The organism is Streptomyces sp. NPDC020362, from assembly GCF_040642095.1.
Lineage (GTDB): Bacteria > Actinomycetota > Actinomycetes > Streptomycetales > Streptomycetaceae > Streptomyces.
On sequence record NZ_JBFAET010000142.1, the window covers coordinates 1 to 23,141 of the forward strand.

General features: G+C 71.2%; 19 protein-coding genes and 6 pseudogenes. 18 read left to right on the top strand and 7 right to left on the bottom strand.

Annotated elements, in window-relative coordinates:
* Positions 1-145 precede the first annotated feature (145 nt).
* The 3 genes from AB0H32_RS34245 (at position 146) to pqqB (ending at position 2,721) form a co-directional block, all read left to right on the top strand.
* On the top strand, positions 146-544 hold the full coding sequence (locus AB0H32_RS34245; RefSeq protein ID WP_361128931.1) for an SseB family protein: 399 nt from the start codon (positions 146-148) through the stop codon (positions 542-544).
* Positions 545-652: 108 nt separating this feature from the next.
* A complete protein-coding gene (locus AB0H32_RS34250; protein WP_361128934.1) occupies positions 653-1,765 on the top strand; it encodes a hypothetical protein in 1,113 nt (370 codons plus the stop codon).
* A 59-nt stretch (positions 1,766-1,824) separates the two neighbouring features.
* Positions 1,825-2,721 (top strand): pyrroloquinoline quinone biosynthesis protein PqqB, encoded by an 897-nt coding sequence (pqqB, locus tag AB0H32_RS34255; RefSeq protein ID WP_361128937.1) that lies wholly within the window; start codon positions 1,825-1,827, stop codon positions 2,719-2,721.
* Here pqqB and AB0H32_RS34260 read toward each other — a convergent pair.
* The 4 genes and pseudogenes from AB0H32_RS34260 to AB0H32_RS34275 form a co-directional block, all read right to left on the bottom strand.
* Entirely contained in the window at positions 2,718-3,116 is a 399-nt protein-coding gene (locus AB0H32_RS34260) for a MarR family transcriptional regulator (protein WP_361128940.1), read from the bottom strand. The genes pqqB and AB0H32_RS34260 overlap by 4 nt on opposite strands.
* 74 nt (positions 3,117-3,190) lie before the next feature.
* A complete protein-coding gene (locus AB0H32_RS34265) occupies positions 3,191-3,541 on the bottom strand; it encodes a VOC family protein (RefSeq protein ID WP_361128943.1) in 351 nt (116 codons plus the stop codon).
* Between the two features lie 126 nt (positions 3,542-3,667).
* On the bottom strand, positions 3,668-5,980 hold the full coding sequence (locus AB0H32_RS34270; RefSeq protein ID WP_361128946.1) for an FtsX-like permease family protein: 2,313 nt from the start codon (positions 5,978-5,980) through the stop codon (positions 3,668-3,670).
* Positions 5,977-6,683 (bottom strand): annotated as a pseudogene (locus AB0H32_RS34275) (ABC transporter ATP-binding protein). Before AB0H32_RS34275 ends, AB0H32_RS34270 begins: the two are co-directional and overlap by 4 nt.
* Positions 6,684-6,836: 153 nt before the next feature.
* Between AB0H32_RS34275 and AB0H32_RS34280 the strand changes: the two are divergent.
* Together AB0H32_RS34280 and AB0H32_RS34285 are read left to right on the top strand one after the other, a co-directional pair.
* Positions 6,837-7,679, top strand: a complete 843-nt coding sequence (locus AB0H32_RS34280; protein WP_361128949.1) for a histidine kinase — start codon at positions 6,837-6,839, stop codon at positions 7,677-7,679.
* Positions 7,676-8,401, top strand: coding sequence for a response regulator transcription factor (locus AB0H32_RS34285; protein WP_361128977.1), 726 nt, complete (start codon positions 7,676-7,678; stop codon positions 8,399-8,401). Before AB0H32_RS34280 ends, AB0H32_RS34285 begins: the two co-directional genes overlap by 4 nt.
* Positions 8,402-8,440: 39 nt before the next feature.
* On the opposite strand, the pseudogene AB0H32_RS34290 reads toward AB0H32_RS34285, so the two are convergent.
* The 3 pseudogenes from AB0H32_RS34290 to AB0H32_RS34300 all read right to left on the bottom strand — a co-directional run.
* Positions 8,441-8,821 (bottom strand): annotated as a pseudogene (locus AB0H32_RS34290) (substrate-binding domain-containing protein); the annotation flags it as partial.
* Positions 8,822-9,219, bottom strand: a pseudogene (locus AB0H32_RS34295) (carbohydrate ABC transporter permease); the annotation flags it as partial.
* Positions 9,216-9,632, bottom strand: a pseudogene (locus tag AB0H32_RS34300) (ABC transporter permease subunit); the annotation flags it as partial. The pseudogenes AB0H32_RS34300 and AB0H32_RS34295, both read right to left, overlap by 4 nt.
* A 143-nt stretch (positions 9,633-9,775) precedes the next feature.
* Here AB0H32_RS34300 and AB0H32_RS34305 point away from each other — a divergent pair.
* The 13 genes and pseudogenes from AB0H32_RS34305 to galE all read left to right on the top strand — a co-directional run.
* Positions 9,776-11,336 (top strand): annotated as a pseudogene (locus AB0H32_RS34305) (arabinogalactan endo-1,4-beta-galactosidase).
* A 178-nt stretch (positions 11,337-11,514) separates the two neighbouring features.
* Positions 11,515-11,802, top strand: a complete 288-nt coding sequence (locus AB0H32_RS34310; RefSeq protein ID WP_361128952.1) for an ArsR family transcriptional regulator — start codon at positions 11,515-11,517, stop codon at positions 11,800-11,802.
* A gap of 215 nt (positions 11,803-12,017) precedes the next feature.
* Complete coding sequence (gene crcB, locus AB0H32_RS34315; RefSeq protein ID WP_361128955.1) at positions 12,018-12,479, top strand: fluoride efflux transporter CrcB; 462 nt, start codon at positions 12,018-12,020, stop codon at positions 12,477-12,479.
* On the top strand, positions 12,476-12,856 hold the full coding sequence (locus AB0H32_RS34320) for a DUF190 domain-containing protein (RefSeq protein ID WP_361128958.1): 381 nt from the start codon (positions 12,476-12,478) through the stop codon (positions 12,854-12,856). Before crcB (AB0H32_RS34315) ends, AB0H32_RS34320 begins: the two co-directional genes overlap by 4 nt.
* A complete protein-coding gene (crcB, locus tag AB0H32_RS34325) occupies positions 12,853-13,227 on the top strand; it encodes a fluoride efflux transporter CrcB (RefSeq protein ID WP_361128960.1) in 375 nt (124 codons plus the stop codon). The genes AB0H32_RS34320 and crcB (AB0H32_RS34325) overlap by 4 nt, the downstream gene beginning before the upstream one ends.
* 75 nt (positions 13,228-13,302) lie before the next feature.
* Entirely contained in the window at positions 13,303-14,139 is an 837-nt protein-coding gene (locus AB0H32_RS34330) for an undecaprenyl-diphosphate phosphatase (RefSeq protein WP_361128962.1), read from the top strand.
* Between the two features lie 171 nt (positions 14,140-14,310).
* The gene (locus AB0H32_RS34335; protein WP_361128980.1) at positions 14,311-14,988 is read left to right on the top strand and encodes a FadR/GntR family transcriptional regulator; all 678 of its coding nucleotides are present in this window, start codon (positions 14,311-14,313) and stop codon (positions 14,986-14,988) included.
* Positions 14,985-16,427 (top strand): amino acid permease, encoded by a 1,443-nt coding sequence (locus tag AB0H32_RS34340; protein ID WP_361128965.1) that lies wholly within the window; start codon positions 14,985-14,987, stop codon positions 16,425-16,427. Before AB0H32_RS34335 ends, AB0H32_RS34340 begins: the two co-directional genes overlap by 4 nt.
* Positions 16,428-16,459: 32 nt before the next feature.
* On the top strand, positions 16,460-17,476 hold the full coding sequence (locus tag AB0H32_RS34345) for an asparaginase (protein ID WP_361128983.1): 1,017 nt from the start codon (positions 16,460-16,462) through the stop codon (positions 17,474-17,476).
* Between the two features lie 142 nt (positions 17,477-17,618).
* Positions 17,619-19,031, top strand: a complete 1,413-nt coding sequence (gene aspA / locus AB0H32_RS34350; protein WP_361128968.1) for an aspartate ammonia-lyase — start codon at positions 17,619-17,621, stop codon at positions 19,029-19,031.
* A gap of 323 nt (positions 19,032-19,354) precedes the next feature.
* Positions 19,355-20,383, top strand: coding sequence for a UDP-glucuronic acid decarboxylase family protein (locus tag AB0H32_RS34355; protein WP_361128971.1), 1,029 nt, complete (start codon positions 19,355-19,357; stop codon positions 20,381-20,383).
* A gap of 89 nt (positions 20,384-20,472) precedes the next feature.
* Positions 20,473-22,250, top strand: a pseudogene (locus tag AB0H32_RS34360) (glycosyltransferase).
* Between the two features lie 33 nt (positions 22,251-22,283).
* A partial coding sequence (gene galE / locus AB0H32_RS34365) for a UDP-glucose 4-epimerase GalE (RefSeq protein ID WP_361128974.1) occupies positions 22,284-23,141 on the top strand: 858 nt, incomplete at its 3' end.

Here is a 23,141-nt window from a genome sequence, read left to right on the forward strand (position 1 = left end):
GGGGCCGACCTGCGGGCCGGCCCCCGATCCGCCTCCCGCCGGGTTCGGTCGAACATGCATGCCCCGCGCCCCGAGGGGTACGCGAGGCGGGAGCACGCCGGGCGTCCGCCCGGCCGTACGACCCGCCGCTACCTGGGGATCTGCCATGGAGACACCCGCTTACGACGACCACCTTCCGACGCCGGCCCAGCAGGCCCTCGACGCGCTGGCCGTGAACACCGAGGACCAGGCGGCCCTGGACACCCTCGCCCACAGCGACGTACTGGTCCCGGTGCCGGACGACGCGGTGGACGGCGCCGAGTCCTCGACCGTCGCCCTGCCGGTCCTAGAGCAGGCCGGCGGCGAGCAGGTCGTCCCCGTGTTCACCTCGGAAGGGACGATGGCCGAGCTGCTGCCGTTCGTCTCCCGCTACCGTCTGATACCGCTCGGTGCCCTCGCCTCGCAGTGGCCCGAGGAAGAGGACCTCTCACTGGCGATAGACGGCAACTCGTCCCACGGTCTGACACTGACGTCGCAGGGCGTGCGGACACTGCTGGCAAGGTGAGCCGCAGCCGGCCCTGAGGGGCACGGGGAACCGCGCGACGAGCCACAGCGCACCGGCAGCCGCACGGGAACCTCAAGTCCCACCCGCTCAGGCGCCAAAATACCCCCCATGCAATGGATCTCCGGCGTGGCAGGCGGACTGGTACTGGTGCTGGTCCTGAGCAGCATCCTCCGCACCCTCGTGGTACCCCGGGGCCTCTACTCCGCGCTGGTGTTCCGCCTGTGGTGGCTGCTGCGCAGACTCCTGAGGCTCACCGCCCTGCGCGGCGGCTACGACGCCATCGACCGCGCCCAGACCTGGCTCGCCCCGCTGATGCTGATCGGCATGCTCGCCAGCTGGCTCGGCGGTGCCCTGCTCGGTTTCGGTCTGCTGCTGTACGCGGCGTCCCCGCTGTCCTGGGCCACCGCCTTCCGGGAGGCGGGTTCCAGCCTGTTCACGCTCGGTTTCGCCAGCGGCGCCCGGCTGAACCTGTCGGTGCTCGACTTCCTCGCCGCGGCCACCGGCCCCGTCCTCATCGCCCTCCAGATCGCCTACCTGCCCACCCTCTACGCCGCCTACAACCGCCGTGAACTGGAGGTCACCCTGCTCCAGGCCCGGGCGGGCGAGCCCGCCTGGGGACCGGAGATCCTCGCCCGACAGTGGCTGGTCGACACCGAGACCGCCCTGCCCGAGCTGTACCGGGCCTGGGAACGCCTCGCCTCGGACATGGGCGAGAGCCACTCCACGTATCCGATCCTGCTCACCTTCCGCTCGCCCCGCCCCCGCCGCAGCTGGCTGGTCGGGCTGGTCGCGGTCATGGACGCGGCCGCCCTGCAGCTCGCGCTCGCCCCGCGTCTGGCGCCGCCGGAGGCCCGTCTGGTGCTGCGCGCCGGATTCACCGCCCTGCGGGACATCGCCCGCGCGCTGCGCATCCCCTTCGACCCGGACCCTTCGCCGGGCAGTCCGATCCGGCTGGCCTTCGCCGAGTTCGACGAGGCGGTGGCCATGATGGAGGCGGCCGGCTTCATGGCGGAACGGACCTCGAAGGAGGCCTGGCCGCACTTCCGGGGCTGGCGGGTCAACTACGAGGCGATCGCCTACGAGCTGTGCCGCCGCTGCGACGCGGTGCCCGGCCTGTGGACGGGCCCCCGCGACTTCCCCGCCGGGCCCATCCCGCCGGACCGCCCGGTGAACCGGCAGCCCGGCGCAGGACGGCCGGAACTGCCCCCCGTCTCCGAGTAGTCACCCTGCCCTCCGGCGGGAAGATCCCAGCGAGAGGTCCGGTGCGCGCGAAGGAGCCGATGATCGTGAGGGTCGTCCTGCTGGGCACCGCCGCCGGAGGCGGCTTCCCGCAGTGGAACTGCGCCTGCGCGCTGTGCGCGGGCGCCCGGGACGGCGCACTGCCGTCCCGTACCCAGGAGTGCGCCGCCGTCACCGGCAACGGGCGCGACTGGTGGCTGCTCAACGCCTCGCCCGATCTGCGTACCCAGCTCACCGCCACCCCAGCCCTCTGGCCCGGCCCAGGGCCCCGGGACACCCCGCTGCGGGGCGTGCTGCTCACCGACGCGGAGGCCGACCATGTCGCCGGCCTCGCCGAGCTGCGCGGAGCGGCGGGCCTGAAGGTCTACGCGGCCCCGCCGGTGAGGGCCGTGCTCGCCCCGGTACGTGCCGCGCTGGACCGCTACACGTCCTGGGAGTGGGCCGACAGCCTGGCCGCCGGCGGCTTCGTGCTGGCCGGCGGACTCGTCGTCACGGCCCATCCCGTGGGCACCAAGATCCCGAAGTACGTACCGGGGCAGGGACCGCCGCCCGAGGCCGCATGGGTGACGGCGTACCGCGTGGAGGACCTGGCCAGCGGGGGAGTGCTGGTGTACGCGCCCTGTGTCGGTACCTGGAGTTCCGCCATGGACGAACTGTGCGCGTCGGCCGACTGCGTGCTGCTGGACGGCACCTTCTTCGCCGCCGACGAGATGGGCACGGCGGTGCGCAGCGGTGCCGGGCAGGCTGCGATGGGCCACCTGCCGGTCACGGGCCCCCACGGCTCACTGGCGGCACTGGCCCGCCACCCGGGTCCGCGCCGGATCTACACCCACCTCAACAACACCAACCCGCTGCTCGACCCGGCCTCACCCGCACGTGCGCGGGTGGCCGAGGAGGGGATCGAGGTCCTGACGGACGGGGCAGAGCTGGTGCTCTAGCGTTCCTGACCGGTCAGCATGCGCTCCAGTACCTCCCGCTGCAGCGGGAGCACCTCGGCGTGCAGCTCGCGGCCCTTCCGTGTGAGAGCGACCCACACGCCGCGCCGGTCCTCCGCGCACACCGAGCGTTCGACCAGGCCTTCCTTCTCCAGCCGGCCGATCAGCCGGGACAGCGCGCTCTGGCTGAGATGGACCCGTCCGACCAGGTTCTGCACCCGGCACTGGTCGCCCTGCGCGGGCGACTCGGTGGCCAGGAGGTCCAGCACCTCGAAGTCGCTGGCGCCCAGCCCGTGCGGGTGCAGGACACGGTCGATCTCGCACATGGTGTGCGCGTGCACCGTGAGGATGTCCCTCCAGCGTTCCTCGAGCCGGCTGTCGGCCGTCTTGACTGCCATACCCGCACCGTAGCACCGATTCGGCCAATTGTTGAGTGTGCAACTAGTGCAGGGGCAAGCAGTGGGACAGGGGCTCAGGCGACCGGGTCCTGCAGAAGCCCCACCAGGTTGCCGTCGGCGTCCTTCACCGACGCGACCAGCCTGCCGTTGCCGACGTCCCGCACGTCCTGGAGCAGTTCGGCACCCGCCTCCAGCAGTGCCGCGAGCCGCTCCCGGAGATCGGTGACGTGCCAGAACGGCACCGGCCCGGTCAGGCCCTGGGCATGCCCGTTCGGGTCGAGGCCGACGTCCTGCCCGGCGGCCTTGAAACCGATGTAGTACGGCTCGTCGACGTACGGCTCGACGCCCAGCAGGGCGGTGAACAGGGCCTTGGCCCGCTTCGGGTCCTTGACGGGGTAGATGATCGTCTGCAGGCCGGTGGTCATGGGAGTCTCCTTCTGCGGTGCCTGTCCGACAGCGGTTTTCCGTCGGTGCACATCACGCTAGGGCCGGGGAGCCCACCGTGGCTTCTTCGATCCTGACCGGTTGCGGGCTCCCCGGGCCCGGGCGGCTCACTCGCTGTGCAGCACCTCCGCGACGGTGAGCCGGGCCGCGCGGCGGGCGGGGATCAGGGCGCCCATGACGGCGATCAGGACACCCGCCGGCGCGAGGAGGGCCAGGACCGGAGGACGCCAGACGTCGGTCATGTACGACGGCAGGGTGACGTCGATCCCCGCCGTCATGCGGGGAAGGACCACCTCATAGGCGGCGATGCCCAAGGGAACACCCAGCACCGATCCGAGCGCGCCGAGCATCGCCATGGACGTCACCGTCATCACCGTCACCTGGCGTGGGGTCATGCCGATCGACTTCAGCATGCCGAGGTCACGGCGCCGGTCGTGGGTGTTGAGCACGGCGGTGTTGAAGACGCCGAGGGAGGAGACCAGGGCCAGCATCAGGGTCAGGGCGGCCGCCGAGTCGGTGATCGTCCCGGCTCCGGCGTCCGGGCCGGTCAATTGCGTACCGAGACCTCTGTCGACAGCTCGGGCCGCGCGCGCATACGCCGACGGGTCCGCTCCCTTGCGCAGTTTGACGTGATAGGAGAAGGCCTTTCCGCCGGGGACCAGGGCGGTGAACGTCGGCCACGTGCCGACGACAATCCAGTCGTTCTGCGACATCGTCTCTCCGACCACGGTGACCTCCTCCTCGTGGCCGTTCTTGCGCAGCCGCAGACGGTCACCGATGCTCACCGACTTGCGGCGCAGGAAAGCCGAGCCGACCACGGCCTCGCCCGGACGGTGCATCCACCGGCCCCGGACGAGCACGTCGTCCAGGGGCAGGTCCGGCCCGCGTCTGCCCTCGATCCAGATTCTCTGCGTGGAGCCCACGAGCTGCGCGTCCTCGTCCGCCCGGGCCGTTGTCCGGGCCGCGCCCGGCAACGAGCCCAGCAGCGACTGCAGTTGCCGGTCGCCATGGACCGGCAGCACCTGCTTGCCGTGCACGTAGTTGTTCGCGAACACCGTGAGGTCGTACGCGCTCTTGCCGGCGTCCCCGAAGCGGGTCATCGTCGCCCCGAGACCCGTCGCGAACGTCACCGTGGTCACACCCAGGACCACCGCTGCCAGGGTGAGCGCGCTCCGCGCCGGCCGGGCGAACGGCAGCCCCGCCCCGAGACTCACAGACCGGGGCAGCCTGAGGCCCGCGAGCCGCTGTTGAATGCCGAGCGCCCGCCCCGTTCGCGGCGCGCTTCCCGCGCTGATCGCCCGCGCCGCCGACAGCCGCTGGGCACGCACTGACGGACCGAGCGCGGCCAGCACACACACGAGCGGCATGCCGACGACTGCGAGGACATTCACCCAGGAAGCCATGCCGACGCTGTCGTGCAGCACTCCCGAGTCCGGGCCGGTGAACACGAACCGGAAGAACGGATGGGCCAGAAGGTTCCCGGTGAGCGTGCCGAGAGCACAGCCCAGGACGGCCGGAACGGAGATCATGACCAGATACACGCCCAGCACCTGCCCTGGGCTGAACCCGAGGGCCTTGAGGATGCCGATGTGCCGGAAGCCCGACACCACCGCGCCGCCGACCACATTCGCGACGATCAGCACCGCCACCAGGATCCCCAGGACACCGAATGCCAACAGATACGGGGCGTAGGCGCGCGCGTCGCTGCCCACCTGGTGCTTGAGCGACAGATAGGTGTGCGAACCGGCGAGGGCGCCCTGGGGCAGCCCCTCGGCCACCCCCGCCAGCCCTGCGCGCAGTGCGCTCTGCGAGGACGCGTCCCGGAACCGGTACAGCATCTGCGTGGCGTTCGGGTGCAGGGCGGCGATCTGATCCGGGGCGACCCACACGTCCGCCGTGCCACTCAGGTCGAAGGCGAATCCGACGATGGTCAGGGTCGGGCCGGACGGTACGTGGAACTTCTTGCCGAGGTCGTCGGCGGTCCAGGCCGACTGCCGGTTCATGACCATCTCACCGGGCCGCGTCGGCCACCGGCCCGCCCACAGATCCACGCGATCCACCGAACCACCGGGCCCGGAGCGGCCCACGACCGTGATCTCGCCGCCGAGACCCAGATCCGCCGCGCTACGTGGAATGTCCACCGTGGCCTGCGGGAACGGCCCTGCCACCGCCTCGACCCCGGACTTCCGCGCGGCGTCCGTCAGCTGGGCGTCCGTCACCTTGCCCCGGTCGAACGCGGCGACCACATGCGGCCCGTGCTGCCTGCCGAAGGCCCGGTCGAACGGCGCCGACGCGGCGTCCACCAGCCCCAGCGCGACCACCATCGACCCCGTCGACACCAGGGTGACCATCCAGATCACCAGCGGCTGCAGCCTCCGCCTGCGCACGGCCGCCCGCGCGGCCTTCCACACGGCCCTCATGCCGACGGCTCCAGCGTGTGCTCACCGGTGACCCGCCCGTCGGCCAGCTGCACCAGGCGGTTCGCACAGCGCCGCGCCAGGTGCTCGTCGTGCGTGACGATGACGAGCGTCTGGCCGATCTGGTTCAGGTCCAGCAGCAGGTCCATCACCTGCTCCCCGGCCCTGCTGTCCAGCGCGCCGGTCGGCTCGTCGGCCAGCAGCAGCGCGGGACGGTTCATCAGCGCCCGTGCCACGGCGACCCGTTGGCGTTCACCACCGCTGAGCACCGCCGGGTAGGCGTTGCGGCGGTCCGCGATGCCCAGCTCCTCGAACAGCTCCAGCGCCCGCCGCCGGGCCTGCCGGGCCGGTGTGCCGGTCAACTGGGCGGCCAGCGCCACGTTGTCGAGCGCCGACAGGTCGTCGATGAGGTTGAAGAACTGGAAGATCATGCCGATCCGGCGCCGCCGGTACAGCGCGAGCCCCCTCTAGCTCAACTCCCCGACATGCTCCCCGTGTACGACGACACTGCCGGCCGTCGGCCGGTCGAGACCGGCGATCATGTTGAGCAGCGTGGACTTGCCGCACCCCGAGGGCCCCATCACCGCGACCGCCTCCCCGGCGCGGATGTGAAGCGACACCCCTCGAGGGCGATCGTCTCCCCGTACTCCTTGCGCACACCGTCGAGCCGTACGACGGTGTCTCCCGTTCTCACCTCGGTGACCATGGGCAGGACGCTAGACGCGGGACGGCGGCTTGGGCATCCCTCCCCGGACGGCACTTCGCGGCGGACTCATCCCAGGGATGGAGAACACTGAATCCCCAGGTCGATGCGGATGTCAGTGCCGTCTGCGACCATGAACGGCATGGGGGAGACGGCATGGGGGAGTGCGATGTGGTGACGGCGGCGCTCGCGGTCGCGTGCGCCGCCGTCGCGGCGCTGACGGTGGCGCTGGTGAGCACCCGGCGCCGCTGGCAGGCCGCCGTGGGGGAGCGGGGCTGGCTGCTGGAGCGGGAGCGGGAGAGCGAGGCCGCGATCGCGGCCGAACGCGACCGGATCGCCCGTGAGTTGCACGACATCGTCAGCCACAACGTCAGCCTCATGGTCGTCCAGGCCGGCGCCGCGCGCGAGGTGCTCCGCACCATGCCCGACGAGGCCGCGACCGCGCTGCGGGCCGTCGAGGACGCCGGGCGGGGCGCGATGACCGACCTCAGGCACCTGCTGGGCCTGCTGGCACCCGCACAGAACGGCGAGGACACCGACCCGGGCCCGGCCCGAGCCGACGACCCGGGAACTCCCCTCGCCCCGCAGCCCGGCCTCGACCGGCTCGGCCACCTGGTCGACCGGATATCGTTCGCCGGCCTGCCGGTCGAGGTCCGCGTCTCCGGCGAGCCGCGCCCACTGCCCCAGGGCATCGGCGTGACCGCTCACCGCATCGTCCAGGAGGCCCTCACCAACGCGCTCCGGCACGGCGACGGCGGCAAGGCCGAGGTGAGCGTGCGCTACGCCGACCACGCCCTGCGCGTCGAAGTGCTCAACACCGGCCCCAGCGTGCTGACCGGCACCGCACCCACGGCGCCGAAACCGCACGGCGAGGGCACCGGACGGGGTCTGCTCGGGCTGCGCGAGCGGGTCGCCGTCTACGGCGGTGACCTCGACGCCCGGTGCAGGCTCGGCGGCGGCTACCGCGTCCGCGCCCGCATACCCCTGGACCGCCCGTGACCGCGGACGCGCCCGAGCGGGCGCCCCGCGTCCTGATCGCCGACGACCAGACCCTGATCAGGACGCGTTTCCGCCTGATCCTCACCGCCCGCGGCATCGAGGTGGTGGGCGAGGCCGCCGACGGCGCCGAGGCGGTCGCCGCCGCCTGCGAACTCGCCCCGGACGTCGTACTGATGGACATCCGCATGCCGGTCATGGACGGCCTGGAGGCCACCCGGCGGATCCTGGAGAAATCCCCGGACTGCAAGGTGCTGATGCTGACCACCTTCGACCTGGACCGCTACGTGTACTCGGCCCTCTCGCACGGGGCCAGTGGCTTCCTGCTCAAGGACGTCACCCCCGAGCACCTGGCGGCGGCCGTACGGCTCGTCGGCACCGGCGACGCGCTGCTGGCGCCGCAGATCACCCGGCGCCTGGTGGAGCGGTACGCGGCCGAGGCGCAGCGGCCGGAGCAGGCCGTGCCCGCCGACCTGGCCGCCCTCACGCCCCGTGAGAGGGAAGTGCTGACCCTGATGGGCCGCGGGCTGTCCAACACCGAACTGGCTGCCGAACTGACCCTGAGCGAGGCCACCGTCAAGTCCCATGTGGCCCGTATCTTCGCCAAGCTCGGCCTGCGCGACCGCGCCCAGGCGGTAGTCGTCGCCTATGAGACGGGGCTCGTCGCGCCCCGGCGGGGCGCGGGGAACGGCGCGACCAGCCACCATGACGCGGCAGACGCCTGACGGCCTTTCCCGGCACCCCGTGGAGCGCCTGGCTTGCGCGGAAGTGCGGCGCACCAGCCCGGTCGGCAGTATCACCGTGGCCGGGTCCTCGCCGCCGATCTGCGCGAGCAGCACCCGCACCATCTCGGCGCTGATCCGGTCCCACGGCTGACGGATGGTGGTCAGCGCCGGGGTGGCGGCGGTAGCCGCGGGGAGTCGTCGAAGCCGCCGACGGCGATGTCGTCCGGCACCCGCCTGTCCGCCCGGTGCAGCGCCGCCAGCACCCCCTTCGCCATCAGGTCGGAGGCGACGAACACGGCGTCCATGTCCGGGTCCCGGGCGAGCAGCCGCTCCCGCGCCCGCCTCACCGCCGGACCGGCCGTAGTCGCGGGAGACGATCAGGCGCTCGTCCGCCTCGACGCCCTCCTCGGCGAGCACCTCCAGGACGTTGAACATCGTCTCGCGGCCGCGGAAGCGGTAGGTCGCGAGCGCGTGGCCGCTGAACGCGAGACGGCGGTCGACAGCAGGGCACCGAGACCGGAGTACAGCGCGGGGTTGCCCATCCACGTCCAGTGGATGCCGCCGCGGTAGGCGTCGAGGACCCTGGTGTCGCCGGTGAAACCGGTGCCGGGCAGGAAGGCGAAGGTGGAGAACAGTTCGTGCCCGGATTTGGTGGAGGCGATCACCACCCGGGCCACCGGCAGCAGCGTGTGGGCCGCGCCGATCAGCAGCGGGACGGTCGGCACCAGGGCGATGCGGCGGTGCAGCGGCGGGCCCTGGGCCGTACCCGAAGTGGTGCCCGCGGCCGGAGCGGCCTTGCGGACGGCGAGCGAACTCATCGGGCTTCCTCCTGCTTGTTGCGGCGGTTCGCGGCCCGCAGGAGCCCGAAGGACAGCACCGGGGTGGCCGGCGCGATCAGGGTCGCCTCGGCGGCGGCCGAGTCGATGTCGCCCCGGTGGAAGGCGTCCTGGTACACCTTCGTCAGCGGACTCCAGCTCGCGTCGACGAAGTTGGTGAGCGGCTTGAGCGTGGTCGGCTCGTTGAACACCTGGAGCTTCGCGATGATCGAGAAGAAGAAGGTCAGCACCAGCGAGGTCGCCACCATCGGGATCCTGATCCTCAGCGCGCTCTGCAGCGGGGTGGCGCCGTCCGGCTTCGCCGCCTCGTACACCTCGGCCGGGACGGCCCTGAGCGAGGTGTAGATGACGATCATGTTGAAGCCCGTGCCGCCCCGGACCGCGATGTTGGACATCCGCTCGGGTCGTACGACTCGACGGCGGAGCCGGCTCCCCCCCCGCCCGTGCGAGCTGCGCGAGCCGCGGGCGGAAGGACCTCTCCTCCGGGTCTCCATCCGAGGACACCCCCACCCCAGTCATGTCGGAGGGACGACGGACGATGAAGTTCCATCCCGGACGCATCATCAGGGTCCTGCTGCTGCCGCTCGCGGCCGGGCTCGCCCTCACCGCCCTGCCCGCCCAGAGTGCCCGGGCCACGAGCACTGGCCAACGGCGGCTTCGAGTCCGACGGTTCCGGTGCGGCATCGCCCACCGGCTGGTCCGAGCACGGCGACACCGGCGCCTCGTACACCGAGGTCGGTGGCCACGGCGGCAGATACCGCCTCACCCACTACGCGTCGTCCGCCTACAAGGTGGAGACCTACCAGCACCTGTCGGGGCTGGCCAACGGCGATTACACGCTGACCGCGTGGGTCCGCTCCGGCGGCGGACAGCACGCGGCCCACCTCGCACTGAAGAACTGCGGGAGCGCGGAGCAGCGCACGAATCTGCCGGTCTCCTCCAGCGGGTGGATCCGTATCGTCAACCCGGTCAAGGTGACCGACAACCAGTGCACCATCAGCATCAACAGTGATGCGAACGCCGGCAACTGGATCAATGTTGACGACCTGACCCTCACGTCCGGCACGACTGGTACATCCATCCATGGCGCCGACATCTCCTCCCTCGCCAAGAGCGAGGCCAAGGGCGGTGTCTACCGGACGAGTTCCGGCACCGCCGGCAACGCCCTCACCATCCTGAAGAACGCCGGCATGAACTACGCGCGCCTGAAGGTCTGGGTGAACCCGGCCGACGGCTCCAACGACAAGGCGCACGTCCTGGCCCTGGCCAAGCGCATCAAGGCGGCCGGCATGAAGCTGCTGGTCGACTTCCACTACTCGGACACCTGGGCCGACCCGGGTGCCCAGACCAAGCCGGCCGCCTGGGCAGGCCACTCGTACAGCCGGCTGAAGACGGACGTGTACAACCACACGCACGACGTGCTGAACGCGTTGAAGGCTCAAGGCACCACCGCCGACATGGTCCAGGTGGGCAATGAGATCGACGGGGGCATGCTGTGGTCCGAGGGATCCACCGGCAACTGGACACAGCCCGCCGGGTTGATCAACGCCGGTTACGACGCAATCAAGGCGGTCAACTCGTCGACGGTCGTCGCGCTGCACCTGGCCAAGGGCGGGGACAGGTCCGGCACCGAGTGGTGGTTCGGCAACGCGGTGGCCCACGGCATCAGGTTCGACGCGATCGGCCTGTCGTACTACGGCTACTGGCACGGCTCGCTCTCCGGCTTCCAGATCACCCTGGACGACGCTGCCGCCCGCTACGGCGAGCCGGTGTTCGTCGCCGAGACGGCCTGCCCCTTCCGGCTGGACAGCGACGACTCGCTCACCAACCAGATCGACACCACCGGCGAGCTGGTCTCCGGCTACCCCGCGACCGTGGCCGGGCAGACCAGATGGATGAACGACGTGGCGAGCATCGTGGAAGCCGTCCCGCACGGCCGCGGCCTCGGCGTCTTCTACTGGGAGGCGACCTGGACCGCCGTCGCCGGCAATGGCTGGGATCCGGCCCACGCCTCCTCGGGCAACGGCTGGAAGAACCAGGCCCTGTTCGGCTACGACGACAGGGCGCTCTCCTCCATGGCGTGGTTCGGCCACCGCTGAGCCGCCTCTGAGGGGGCCGGCCGTATGGGGACTGCCGGGCCTTTCGCCGTCAGGCGTGCGGGTCCGGCCGCAGCGGGCGTCAGGTACCGGACAAGCCCCATGGAGTCCGGTACGGGACGGCGCCGGCTGCGCAAGAGTGGGAACACCGACGAGGAGGCCGGGGACGGAGGCGGGACGGATGATGAGGACTCCCTCGGGCCGCATGCGGCAGACCATCCTGGACTGGCTCAAGGACCCGGCGTCCCACTTCCCGGCAGGGCGCCACGGCGACCTTGCCGAGAGGGGCGTCACCGCGCGTGCGGTGGCCGCCAAGCTGGGCGTCTCCCGCCGGACGGCCGCGGCCCACCTCGACTTCCTCAGCCGCCTCGGCCTGCTGCAGGCCCGCCGGATCCGCTGCCGCACCCGCTACCGGCGCGACGAGATCCGCATCGCCGAGGTGGCCCGCATGTTCGAGAAGGGCTGGTGAGCGGCTGTTCGGGAAGGGCGGGTGAGCGGCCGCTCGCAGGTCCCCCCGCGCGCTGCCGCCGCCGCACCGGCCCGCGCGCCCGACCTGCGGACCGCGTCGCCTCCCCGTCGGCCGGGCGTCGCGACAGCGCGCGGACCCCGGCGGACGACCGGGCGGTACCCTGGTGCCCGGCCGTGATCACCCATCGGGGCAGCCCGAACAGGAGACGTACGAGCATGACAGCCCCGGAAGCCGAGAGCATCCGAGTCCGCCCCGAACCACCACGGCGGCCGGAGTGGCGCACCCAGACCCCCGTCGTCGCGGTGGTCGCCGTGGGCGGCGCCCTGGGCGCGACGGCCCGCTACGCGCTCGCCCTGGCATGGCCCACCCCGGCGGGCGGCTTTCCCTGGGCGACCTTCTTGATCAACGTCGTCGGCTGCGCCGTGATCGGCGTGTTCATGGTGCTGATCACCGAGGTGTGGGCCGCCCACCGCCTTGTCCGCCCCTTCTTCGGCACCGGCGTGCTCGGCGGCTTCACCACGTTCTCCACCTACGCCGTCGACATCCGCAATCTGGTCGGCGCCGGCCATCCCCGCACCGGGCTGGCCTACCTCGCCGCGACCCTCGTCGCGGCCCTCGCGGCGGTGTGGCTGGCCTCGGCCGCCGCCCGCCTGGTGTTCACCCGGAGGCAGCGATGACGGCACTCACCGGCCGGGCCCTGCGGCTGACCGTCTACATCGGCGAGGACGACACCTGGCACCACAAGCCCCTGTACACCGAGATCGTGCACCGGGCGCACGCCGCCGGCCTCGCCGGGGCCAGTGTCTTCCACGGCATCGAGGGCTTCGGCGCCTCCTCCCGCGTCCACACCGCACGGCTGCTGTCCCTGAGCGAGGACCTGCCGGTGGCGATCGTCGTCGTGGACACCGAGGAGCGGATCCGGGCGTTCCTGCCGCAGCTGAACGAACTCGTCGGGGAAGGCCTCGTGACCCTGGACGAGTGCGAGGTCGTGCGGTACGTGGGCCGTGCACCAGGCCCGGACGAAGCGGACCCGAAGGGTAAGAAGTCGTTGTGAACTGGTTGTTGGTCGTCGCAGGGGCCGTGGTAGGGGCACCCCTGCGCTATCTCACCGACCGGGCCGTCCAGGCTCGCCACGACTCCGTCTTTCCCTGGGGCACGTTCGTGGTGAATGTCACGGGCTGTCTGATTCTGGGCCTGCTGACCGGTGCCGTCTCGGCCGGAGCCGCGGGCCCGCACCTGCAGTTGCTGCTGGGCACCGGGCTGTGCGGCGCCCTGACGACGTACTCGACCTTCTCCTACGAGACCCTGCGGCTGACCCAGGCCGGCTCCGGGCTCTACGCTGCCGCCAACGTCGTCGCGAGCCTGGCGGCGGGGCTGGCAGCGGCCTTCGCCGGGGTGTCCCTGGCCGGAGTCCTCTGGGCCTAGGGGCGTGGCGCACGGCCGCCCGCAGCAAGTACTGTCTACAGCACTGTCGACCAACTTTCCTCAGAACTGGATCCCATGAGCGCCATCACCGTCGGTCAAGCGGTCGTCCTCGGAGTGGTCGAGGGGGTGACCGAGTTCCTCCCCGTGTCCTCCACCGGCCACCTCAAGATCGCCGAGGGGCTCATGAACATCCCCGTCGACGACAAGTCCGTCGTCGGGTTCTCCGCCGTCATCCAGGTCGGCGCGATCGCCGCCGTGCTCGTGTACTTCTTCAAGGACATCAAGCGGATCGTCTCCGCCTGGTTCCGCGGTGTGACCAATCGTGAGGAGCGCTACCACCACGACTACAAGTTCGCCTGGTGGGTGATCTACGCGACGATTCCGATCGTCGTGGTGGGCCTGGCCGCCAAGCCGCTGATCGACGGCCCGCTCGCCTCGCTCTGGGTGGTCGCCGGCTCCCTGATCGTGGGCTCGGGCGTGATGTGGGCGGCGGACCAGATGGGCCGGCACAAGCGCGGTGAGGACGACACCTCGTTCAAGGACGCGATGCTGGTCGGCTGCTCGCAGATCCTCGCGCTGCTCTTCCCCGGCTTCTCCCGCTCCGGCGCCACCATGTCCACGGCCCTGATCCTGGACCTGGACCGTGTCGCCGCCACCCGCCTGTCCTTCTTCCTCGGCATCCCGGCCCTGACCGGCGCGGGTATCTACGAGCTGAAGGACGCCCTCGGCGCGGGCGTCGGCGCCGCCCCGCTGGCCGTCGGCACCATCGTGTCCTTCGTGGTCGCCTACGCCTCCATCGCCTGGCTGCTGAAGTTCGTCGCCAAGCACTCCTTCAACGCGTTCGTGATCTACCGCATTGTCATCGGCGTGGGCCTGATCGGCCTGCTCGCCACGGGCACGCTCAACGGCTGAGCGAAGCCTCTGCTCACCCACGGGGTGCGGATGCCTGCATTCAGGCGCCGCACCCCGTGAATGTTTCCTTACGCGATGCCCTTGACAGTTCCCTGATGCAACCCGCAGGATCGCTCCGTGAACCTGTCAGACAGCCAGACAGGTGGTCTCGCACCGCGGCGCGTCAGCGCCATGGAAGCGGTCCTCGGCCACCTCCGCGGCGCCATCGAACGCGGCGAGTACGCCATAGGCGACAAGCTCCCCTCCGAGGCCGAGCTGTGCCGCACCCTCGAGGTGTCCCGGCCCGTGCTCCGCGAGGCGCTGCGCGCGCTGCAGACGATGGGCCTGACGGTCTCCCGGACCGGAAAGGGCACCTTCGTCGTGGCCAGCGCCGTCGAGGACCCCACCTTCGGCGACTACGCGGCCAGCGACCTGCTCGAAGTGCGTCGTCACATCGAGATCCCGGTGGCCGGCTACGCGGCCGTGCGCCGCACCCCGGAGAACCTGGACCACCTGGCCCACCTCCTGGACCGCATGGAAAAGGAGACGGACACCACCGCGTGGGTCGCGATGGACACCCTCTTCCACCTCGCCGTGGCCGAGGCCGCCCAGAACCCGGTCTTCCGCCGGGTCATCGAGGAGATCCGCGACGCACTGGCGCGTCAGTCGGCCTTCCTCAACGAGCTGGGCGGGCGCCGTGAGCAGTCCAACCGGGAGCACCGCGCCATCGTCGAAGCGCTGGTCGACGGTTCCGAGCACGACGCAGTCGAGGCCATGAGCCATCACCTCGACCGCGTCGAGACGACCCTCACCGACATCGTGCGCCCCGCGCGCACGGACCTCCCCACGGAAGGCGGACCCGAGGCGTGAGCGAGCAGCACCTCAAAGACGAGACGCGCCCCTCGTCCGGCCATGTCGACGCCGGAGACGCCGGGTACAGCAAGTCGCTGAAGCACCGGCACGTCAACATGATCGCCATCGGCGGTGCCATCGGCACCGGCCTCTTCCTGGGCGCGGGCGGCAGGCTCGCCGACGCCGGACCTTCCCTGTTCGTGGCGTACGCCGTCTGCGGCGTCTTCGCCTTCCTCGTCGTGCGCGCCCTCGGCGAACTCGTCCTCTACCGCCCCTCCTCCGGCGCCTTCGTGTCCTACGCCCGGGAGTTCCTCGGCGAGAAGGGCGCCTACACCGCGGGCTGGATGTACTTCCTGAACTGGGCGACCACCGGCATCGCCGACATCACGGCCGTGGCCACCTACACCCACTACTGGGGCATGTTCTCCGACATCCCCCAGTGGGTCATCGCGCTGATAGCCCTGGGCGTGGTCCTCACCGTGAACCTGATCTCGGTGAAGATCTTCGGCGAACTGGAGTTCTGGTTCGCGATCGTCAAGGTCAGCGCGCTGGTGATCTTCATGTGCATCGGCATCTACCTGCTGGCCACCCAGCACCCGGTCGACGGCCACCACCCGGGCCCGTCCCTGATCACCGACAACGGCGGCGTCTTCCCGAACGGCCTGCTGCCCATGCTGCTGATCATCCAGGGCGTCGTCTTCGCCTACGCCTCCGTCGAGCTGGTCGGCGTCGCGGCGGGGGAGACCGAGAACCCCGAGAAGATCATGCCGAAGGCGATCAACTCGATCATGTGGCGCGTGGGCCTGTTCTACGTCGGCTCGGTCGTCCTGCTCTCGATGCTCCTGCCCTGGAACGTCTACAAGGCCGGCGAGAGCCCCTTCGTGACCGTCCTGTCCCACATCGGCGTCCCCGCGGCCGGCGACGTGATGAACCTCGTCGTGCTCACCGCGGCCATGTCCTCGCTCAACTCCGGCCTGTACTCCACCGGCCGCATCCTGCGCTCCATGGCGGTGAGCGGCTCGGCCCCGAAGTTCACCGCGAAGATGAGCCGCAGCCAGGTCCCGTACGGCGGAATCCTGCTCACCAGCGGTATGTGTGTCCTCGGTGTCGGCCTGAACTACGTCGTCCCGGCGGACGCCTTCGAGATCGTCCTGAACTTCGCGGCGATCGGCATCCTCGCCACCTGGGGCATGATCATGATCTGTCACCTGCTCTTCTGGCAGAAGACCCAGAAGGGCGAACTGGCCCGGCCCTCCTACCGGCTGCCGGGCTCCCCCTGGACCGAAGTCGTGACGCTGGCGTTCCTCGCCTCCGTCCTGGTCCTCATGTACGCCGACGGCGGCGCCGGACGCACCACCGTGCTGTGCCTGCCCCTGATCGTCGGTGCGCTGGTCGCGGGCTGGTACGCCATCCGCGGCCGAATAGCGCGCTCGTCCACCACCGGAGCCGACGCGTGACCCGCGCAGCGCTCCCCGACCCGCAGGCAGTGATGTACAGCAGTTCTCCCGCGGCCGCACCCGTCGTCCGCGAACCCCTGCACGCCCCCGTCGCCCACCTCATCCGCGGCGGGGTCGTCGAGGGCATCCACTACGGTTCCGTCGTCGTCCTCGGCGCCGACGGCCAGGTCCAGTTCCAGCTCGGCGACATCGAGGCCGCGTTCTACCCGCGCTCTGCCCTCAAGCCCGTCCAGGCCGTGGCCATGCTGCGGGCCGGGCTGCCGCTCGACGGCGAGCTGCTCTCGCTGGCCGCCGCGAGCCACTCCGGCGAGGAGCGCCACCTCGCCGGCACCCGGCGGATCCTCGAACTGGCCGGGCTCGGCGAGGACGACCTGCGTAACGTCCCCGACATGCCCTACGACCCCGTCGTGCGGGACGCCTGGGTCCGCGAGGGGCGGCTCCCCTCCCGCCTCGCCCAGAACTGCTCGGGCAAGCATGCGGCGATGCTGTGGACCGCCCGGCTCAACAACTGGTCCCTGGCCGACTACCTCGACCCGGCGCACCCCCTCCAGCAGGCCGTCGCCGAGATCGTCGAAGACCTGACAGGGCAGCGGATCGCCCGGGTGACCGTCGACGGCTGCGGCGCGCCGCTGTTCTCCATCTCCCTGCACGGCCTCGCCCGTGCCGCCGCCCGCATCACCACGGCCGCGCCGGGCACGCCCGAGGCCCGGGTGGCCGACGCCATGCGCGAGCACGCCGAGATGGCCTCCGGCTCGGGGCGCGACGTGTCCGCGCTGATGCGTGCCGTACCGGGGCTGCTCGCCAAGGACGGCTTCGAGGGCGTCGAGGTGGCCGCGCTGCCCGACGGCCGCGCCATCGCAGTCAAGATCGCCGACGGCGCGAACCGGGCGCGTGTTCCGGTCGCCGCGGCCGCGCTCGCGCGGGCGGGCGTCGACCCCGAACTGCTCACGGAGTTCGCGGGCGAGCCGCTGCTCGGCGGCGGGGAACCGGTGGGCCGTGTGCGTCCGGTGCGTGCGCTGGACCCGGTTCCGTTCACCACCTGCGCGTAGCACTTTGCCGGTCGGGCCGTTCCGGAACTGCGCCCGTCGCGGCTGGCCGCGCCGACGCGGCGGCCCCCGGCACGTCGACAACGCCCCGCGCCCCTTCGGGGGCGCCTCCCCTCACCCCACAGAATCTAGGACCCGTACTCTCATGACCGCGCCCACCCGAAGCGAACACGACCTGCTCGGCGACCGTGACGTGCCCGCCGACGCGTACTGGGGCGTCCACACCCTGCGCGCGACGGAGAACTTCCCCATCACCGGCACCCCCATCTCCGCCTACCCGCACCTGATCGACGCCCTGGCCGCAGTCAAGGAGGCCGCCGCCCTCGCCAATGCGGAACTCGGCCTGCTGGCGCCCGAGAAGGCCGACGCGATCGTCACCGCCTGCCGGGAGATACGCGCCGGCAAGCTGCACGACCAGTTCGTCGTGGACGTCATCCAGGGCGGCGCGGGCACGTCCACCAACATGAACGCCAACGAGGTCGTGGCCAACCGCGCGCTGGAGCTGCTCGGGCACGCCAAGGGGCAGTACGCACACCTGCACCCCAACGAGGACGTCAACCTCGGCCAGTCCACCAACGACGTCTACCCGACCGCCGTCAAGATCGCGACGGTGTTCGCGGTGCGCGGCCTGCTCAAGGCGATGGCCGTCCTCCAGGACGCCTTCGCCCGCAAGGCCGTCGAGTTCCGCGACGTGCTGAAGATGGGCCGCACCCAGCTCCAGGACGCGGTGCCCATGACCCTCGGCCAGGAGTTCTCGGCGTTCGCCGTGATGCTGGACGAGGACCGCAGCCGCCTCGCCGAGGCGGTCGAGCTGGTCCACGAGATCAACCTGGGCGCCACGGCCATCGGCACAGGCCTCAACGCCCCGGCCGGGTACGCCGAGGCCGCCCGCCGGCACCTCGCCGCCATCACCGGACTGCCCCTCGTCACCGCGGCCAACCTCGTCGAGGCCACCCAGGACTGCGGTGCCTTCGTCCAGATGTCCGGCGTGCTCAAGCGGATCGCCGTCAAGCTCTCCAAGAGCTGCAACGACCTGCGGCTGCTCTCCTCCGGGCCGCGTGCCGGCCTCGGCGAGATCAACCTGCCGCCGGTGCAGGCCGGTTCGTCGATCATGCCGGGCAAGGTCAACCCCGTGATCCCCGAGGTCGTCAACCAGGTCGCCTTCGAGGTGATCGGCAACGACGTCGCCATCACCATGGCCGCCGAAGCCGGACAGCTCCAGCTCAACGCCTTCGAGCCGATCATCCTGCACTCCCTGTCGGAGAGCATCACGCACCTGCAGAGCGCCTGCCTCACCCTCGCCGAGCGGTGCGTGGGCGGCATCACCGCCAACACCGAGCGGCTGCGCGCCACCGTCGAGAACTCCATCGGTCTGGTCACCGCCCTCAACCCGCACATCGGGTACACGGCCGCCACCGACATCGCCAAGGAGGCCCTCGTCACCGGCCGCGGCGTGGCCGAACTGGTCCTGGAGAAGGGCCTGCTGCCCGCCGAACGGCTGACGGACCTGCTCCGGCCGGAGGTGCTCGCGGGCAGCAGGGCCACGTCCGCGATCTGACGGAGACGGCACCCGTGTGCCGCCCGGACCGGTGCCCCGGACCGGGCCGACACGCGGGTGCCGTCATACCCAGGGATGAAACCCCGGGGAAGCGCCCGCACCCGGCGCATCCCGGAGGTGGCGGGACCGCACCGCACGTTTTCCCCGCCGCGCACTACCGGCTGATCGGCGCAGCCCGACTTGTCATTCTCCGGAAGGTTCTTCTTACGCACATAAGGTGAATTCACGGCCTCGGCGAAGGCCGTCTCCTGTCCTGGCAAACGGCCGTCCCCGCCCGGTGCCGGGCGGAGCGACGGAATCCTTCGGTGAATCCAGGAGAATTCATGCGTGTGGCCGTGACAGGTGGCGGCGGATTTCTCGGCTCGCACCTTTGCGAGGCCCTCCTTCGGCGCGGTGACGAGGTCGTGTGTCTGGACGACTTCTCCACCGGTGATCCCGCGAACATCGCCGCCTTTCTCGGGAATCCGGCTTTCGAACTGGTCCGCGGGGACGTCAGTCGGTCGGCCGACGTGCGGGGCGCGGTGGACGCGGTGGCCCATCTGGCCAGCCCCGCATCGCCCCCCGACTACCTGGGGCGTCCGCTGGAGACGCTCGCCGTGGGCAGCCGTGGCACGGAGAACGCGCTCCGGCTCGCCACCCGGCACGACGCGCGCTTCGTGCTCGCCTCCACGAGCGAGGTGTACGGAGACCCCCAGGTGCATCCTCAGGACGAGACGTACTGGGGACATGTGAATCCGATCGGCCCGCGCAGCGTCTACGACGAGGCGAAGAGGTTCGCCGAGGCACTGACACAGGCCCACCGGACGCATAGCGGAACGAATACCGGAATCGTACGGATCTTCAACACCTATGGTCCGCGTATGCGTCCGCACGACGGGCGGGTCGTTTCCAGTTTTGTGGTCCAGGCCCTCGCCGGTGAGCCCCTGACCGTTTACGGCGACGGACAACAGACCCGCAGTTTCTGCTATGTCGACGATCTGGTGCGCGAAATCATCGCCATGCTGGACCGTGACGAACCAGGGCCGGTGAATCTCGGAAATCCCGTCGAGCTGACGGTGCTTCAGCTGGCCGGCCTCGTGCTCGGCCTGACCGGATCGAGGGCCGAGGTCGAGTTCCATCCGCTGCCGGCCGACGACCCCACCCGGCGGCGGCCGGTGATCGCCCGGGCCCGGGAGCGCCTCGGCTGGGTTCCCGAGGTGGACATCGAGGACGGACTGCACCGCACGGTGCGCTGGTTCGCAGGCCGGCCCGGCGATGTCGCCGCCGCGCTCGCGGCCATCCGGGGCGGGCAGCAGGACGCCGTGGTCACCGCGCGGCCCCGCCTGCCCGGTGCGACCCCCGTGGCCTCGTGACCCGGACGGATCTGCGCCGCCCGGCAGACGTGGCCCCCGACACGCCTGCACCGCCCGACGCTGAAGCCGACGCGGCGCTCAGGACCCACCTGCGGGTCCTGTCCTCGGGCAATGTCGTCGACGCCCCGGCCGACGGACCCGTCTTCGGCCGTGCGCGCAGATCGCTCGCACCGGCGCCCGGTGCCTGGATCCCCCGGCTGCGCCCGGCGGACCGGGCCGTGGTGGCGCTGCTCGCGGTGGGCCGGCTCGCCGCCCTCGTGTGGTTCTGGGCGTGGTGGGCGCGTCCGGAGCACCGGGCCGGATGGACGGGCTTCGCCGTCAACAGCGCGCTGCTGCTGTACCTGTCGCTGCTGCCGATGTACTTCGTCGTCGTGGTGCTGCGCCTGCGCACCTTCGACCCTGCCGTCGGCGTGCCCCGGCTGCGCACGGCGTTCGTGGTGACCCGGGCCCCCTCCGAGCCGCCGGAGGGGGCGCGCGCCACCCTGGGCGCGATGCTGCGCCAGGACTTCCCGTACCCGTACGACGTGTGGCTGTGCGACGAGGACCCCGGCCGGGAGATCCTGGAGTGGTGCGCGGCCCGCGGCGTGCACGTGTCCTGCCGGCGAGATGCCGCCGCCTACCACCGCGACGCCTGGCCCCGCCGCACCCGGTGCAAGGAGGGCAACCTCGCGCACTTCTACGACCACTGGGGATACCGCGACTACGACGTGGTGGCCCAGCCCGATGTCGACCATGTGCCCCGGCCCGGCTATCTGCGGGAAACGGTGCGGCCGTTCGCCGATCCGGCGGTCGGCTACGTCGCGGCGCCCAGCGTGTGCGACGCCAACGCCCGCACGTCGTGGTCGGCCCGCGGCCGGCCGCACCGCGAGGGCGCCTTCCACGGGCCGATGCAGCTCGGCCACTCCGACGGCCTGGCCCCGCTGTGCATCGGCTCCCACTACGCCGTGCGGACCGGTGCCCTCAGCTACATCGGCGGGCTCGGACCCGAGCTGGCCGAGGACTTCTCGACCACCTTCCTGCTGAACTCGGCGGGCTGGCACGGCGCGTTCGCCATCGACGCGGAGGCGCACGGCGACGGCCCGCTCACCTTCGCCGCGATGGTGGCGCAGGAGTTCCAGTGGTCCCGGAGCCTGGTGGCGATGCTGCTCGGCATGCTCCCACGGCATCTGCGCAGGATGCCCGGCCGGCTGAGAGTGCGCTTCGCCTTCGCCCTCTCGTACTACCCGATGCTGGCACTGACCACGACCGGCGGACTGCTGCTGCCCCCGATCGCTGCGGTCACGGGCATCCCCTGGATCAACGTCGACTATCCGGCGTTCCTGCTGCACTTCTGGTCCATGTCGTTCTTCCTGGTCCTGCTCACGCTGCTGCTGCGCAGACGCGGACTGCTGCGGCCCGTCGACGCGCCGCTGCTCAGCCGGGAGGGGTGGCTGTTCGGACTGACGCGCTGGCCGTACGTGGCCTGGGGCGTCACGGCCGCACTCGTGCAGCGCCTGCGGCCGAAGAAGGTCGTCTTCAAGGTCACGCCCAAGACCCGTGACGGCATGGAGCCGCTACCGCTGCGCCTGATGGCCCCCTACCTCCTGATCACGGTCGTCCTGTCCGGCGCGGCCGTCGTCGGGGAGCTGACCGGGCCCGCGGTCGGCTACGTGTTCCTCTGCCTCCTGGGGTCCGTGTCCTACGCGCTGGTGACGCTCGCGGTGGGTGCCCTGCACATCCGCGAGACCGCCCGGTCGGCGGGCGGCGGCGTCCACCGGGCCCTGCGCACCGCCGCCCTGCCGCTGGCCACCGGGCTCGCCGCGCTCCTCCGCTGGCCTGGTCGCTGCTGCTGTTCCCCACCTACGTAAGCGGATTCATCGCGGGCTGAGGCTCGCCCTTGCTGACGGAACGAGGTATCCCCATGCCCGAAACGGTCCTGGTGACCGGCGGCGCAGGCTTCATCGGCAGCCACACCTGCGTCGAACTGCTCGAGCACGGCTACGAAGTCGTCGTCGTGGACAACCACGTCAACAGCTCTCCCGAGGCGCTGGACCGCATCGCCAAGACCGCCGGCCGGCCGCCGGCCGCCGCCTACCGGGCCGACGTGCGCGACCGAAGGGCGCTGTCCGAGGTGTTCGCCTCCCATCCGGTGGACGCGGTCATCCACTTCGCGGCGCACAAGGCGGTCGGGGAGTCGGTGGCGCGGCCGGTCGAGTACTACGACACGAACGTCGGCGGCACCTGCACCCTGCTGTCGGTCATGCACGAGCACCGGGTCCACCGCCTGGTGTTCTCCTCGTCCTGCTCCGTCTACGGCGACGCCGACACGGTGCCGCTGACCGAGCAGAGCCCGGTGGCGCCCACGAACCCGTACGCCCGCACCAAGCTGATGTGCGAGCGGATCCTGGAGGACGTGTGCGACCACCTCCCGGAGATGAAGGTGCTTGCCCTGCGCTACTTCAACCCGGTCGGGGCGCACCCGAGCGGCCTGCTCGGCGAGGACCCGCGCGGTGTCCCCGACAACCTCATGCCGTACGTCGCCCAGGTCGCCGTCGGCCGCCGCGAGCGGCTGAGCGTGTTCGGCGACGACTACCCCACGCCCGACGGCAGCGGAGTGCGGGACTACATCCACGTCATGGACGTGGCCGAGGGACACCGCGTGGCCGTCGGGCACCTGGACGACCGCACCGGCCTGCGGGTGTTCAACCTCGGCACCGGCACCGGCACCTCGGTGCTGCAGCTCGTCGCCGCCTTCGGCGAGGTCAGCGGCCGCCCGGTG

Coding starts and splice junctions, on each gene's coding strand:
- AB0H32_RS34245 (WP_361128931.1), top strand. CDS start 146: ATGGAGACACCCGCTTACGACGACCACCTTCCGACGCCGGCCCAGCAG.
- AB0H32_RS34250 (WP_361128934.1), top strand. CDS start 653: ATGCAATGGATCTCCGGCGTGGCAGGCGGACTGGTACTGGTGCTGGTC.
- pqqB (WP_361128937.1), top strand. CDS start 1,825: ATGATCGTGAGGGTCGTCCTGCTGGGCACCGCCGCCGGAGGCGGCTTC.
- AB0H32_RS34260 (WP_361128940.1), bottom strand. CDS start 3,116: ATGGCAGTCAAGACGGCCGACAGCCGGCTCGAGGAACGCTGGAGGGAC.
- AB0H32_RS34265 (WP_361128943.1), bottom strand. CDS start 3,541: ATGACCACCGGCCTGCAGACGATCATCTACCCCGTCAAGGACCCGAAG.
- AB0H32_RS34270 (WP_361128946.1), bottom strand. CDS start 5,980: ATGAGGGCCGTGTGGAAGGCCGCGCGGGCGGCCGTGCGCAGGCGGAGG.
- AB0H32_RS34280 (WP_361128949.1), top strand. CDS start 6,837: ATGGGGGAGTGCGATGTGGTGACGGCGGCGCTCGCGGTCGCGTGCGCC.
- AB0H32_RS34310 (WP_361128952.1), top strand. CDS start 11,515: ATGATGAGGACTCCCTCGGGCCGCATGCGGCAGACCATCCTGGACTGG.
- crcB (WP_361128955.1), top strand. CDS start 12,018: ATGACAGCCCCGGAAGCCGAGAGCATCCGAGTCCGCCCCGAACCACCA.
- AB0H32_RS34320 (WP_361128958.1), top strand. CDS start 12,476: ATGACGGCACTCACCGGCCGGGCCCTGCGGCTGACCGTCTACATCGGC.
- AB0H32_RS34330 (WP_361128962.1), top strand. CDS start 13,303: ATGAGCGCCATCACCGTCGGTCAAGCGGTCGTCCTCGGAGTGGTCGAG.
- AB0H32_RS34335 (WP_361128980.1), top strand. CDS start 14,311: ATGGAAGCGGTCCTCGGCCACCTCCGCGGCGCCATCGAACGCGGCGAG.
- AB0H32_RS34345 (WP_361128983.1), top strand. CDS start 16,460: ATGTACAGCAGTTCTCCCGCGGCCGCACCCGTCGTCCGCGAACCCCTG.
- aspA (WP_361128968.1), top strand. CDS start 17,619: ATGACCGCGCCCACCCGAAGCGAACACGACCTGCTCGGCGACCGTGAC.
- AB0H32_RS34355 (WP_361128971.1), top strand. CDS start 19,355: ATGCGTGTGGCCGTGACAGGTGGCGGCGGATTTCTCGGCTCGCACCTT.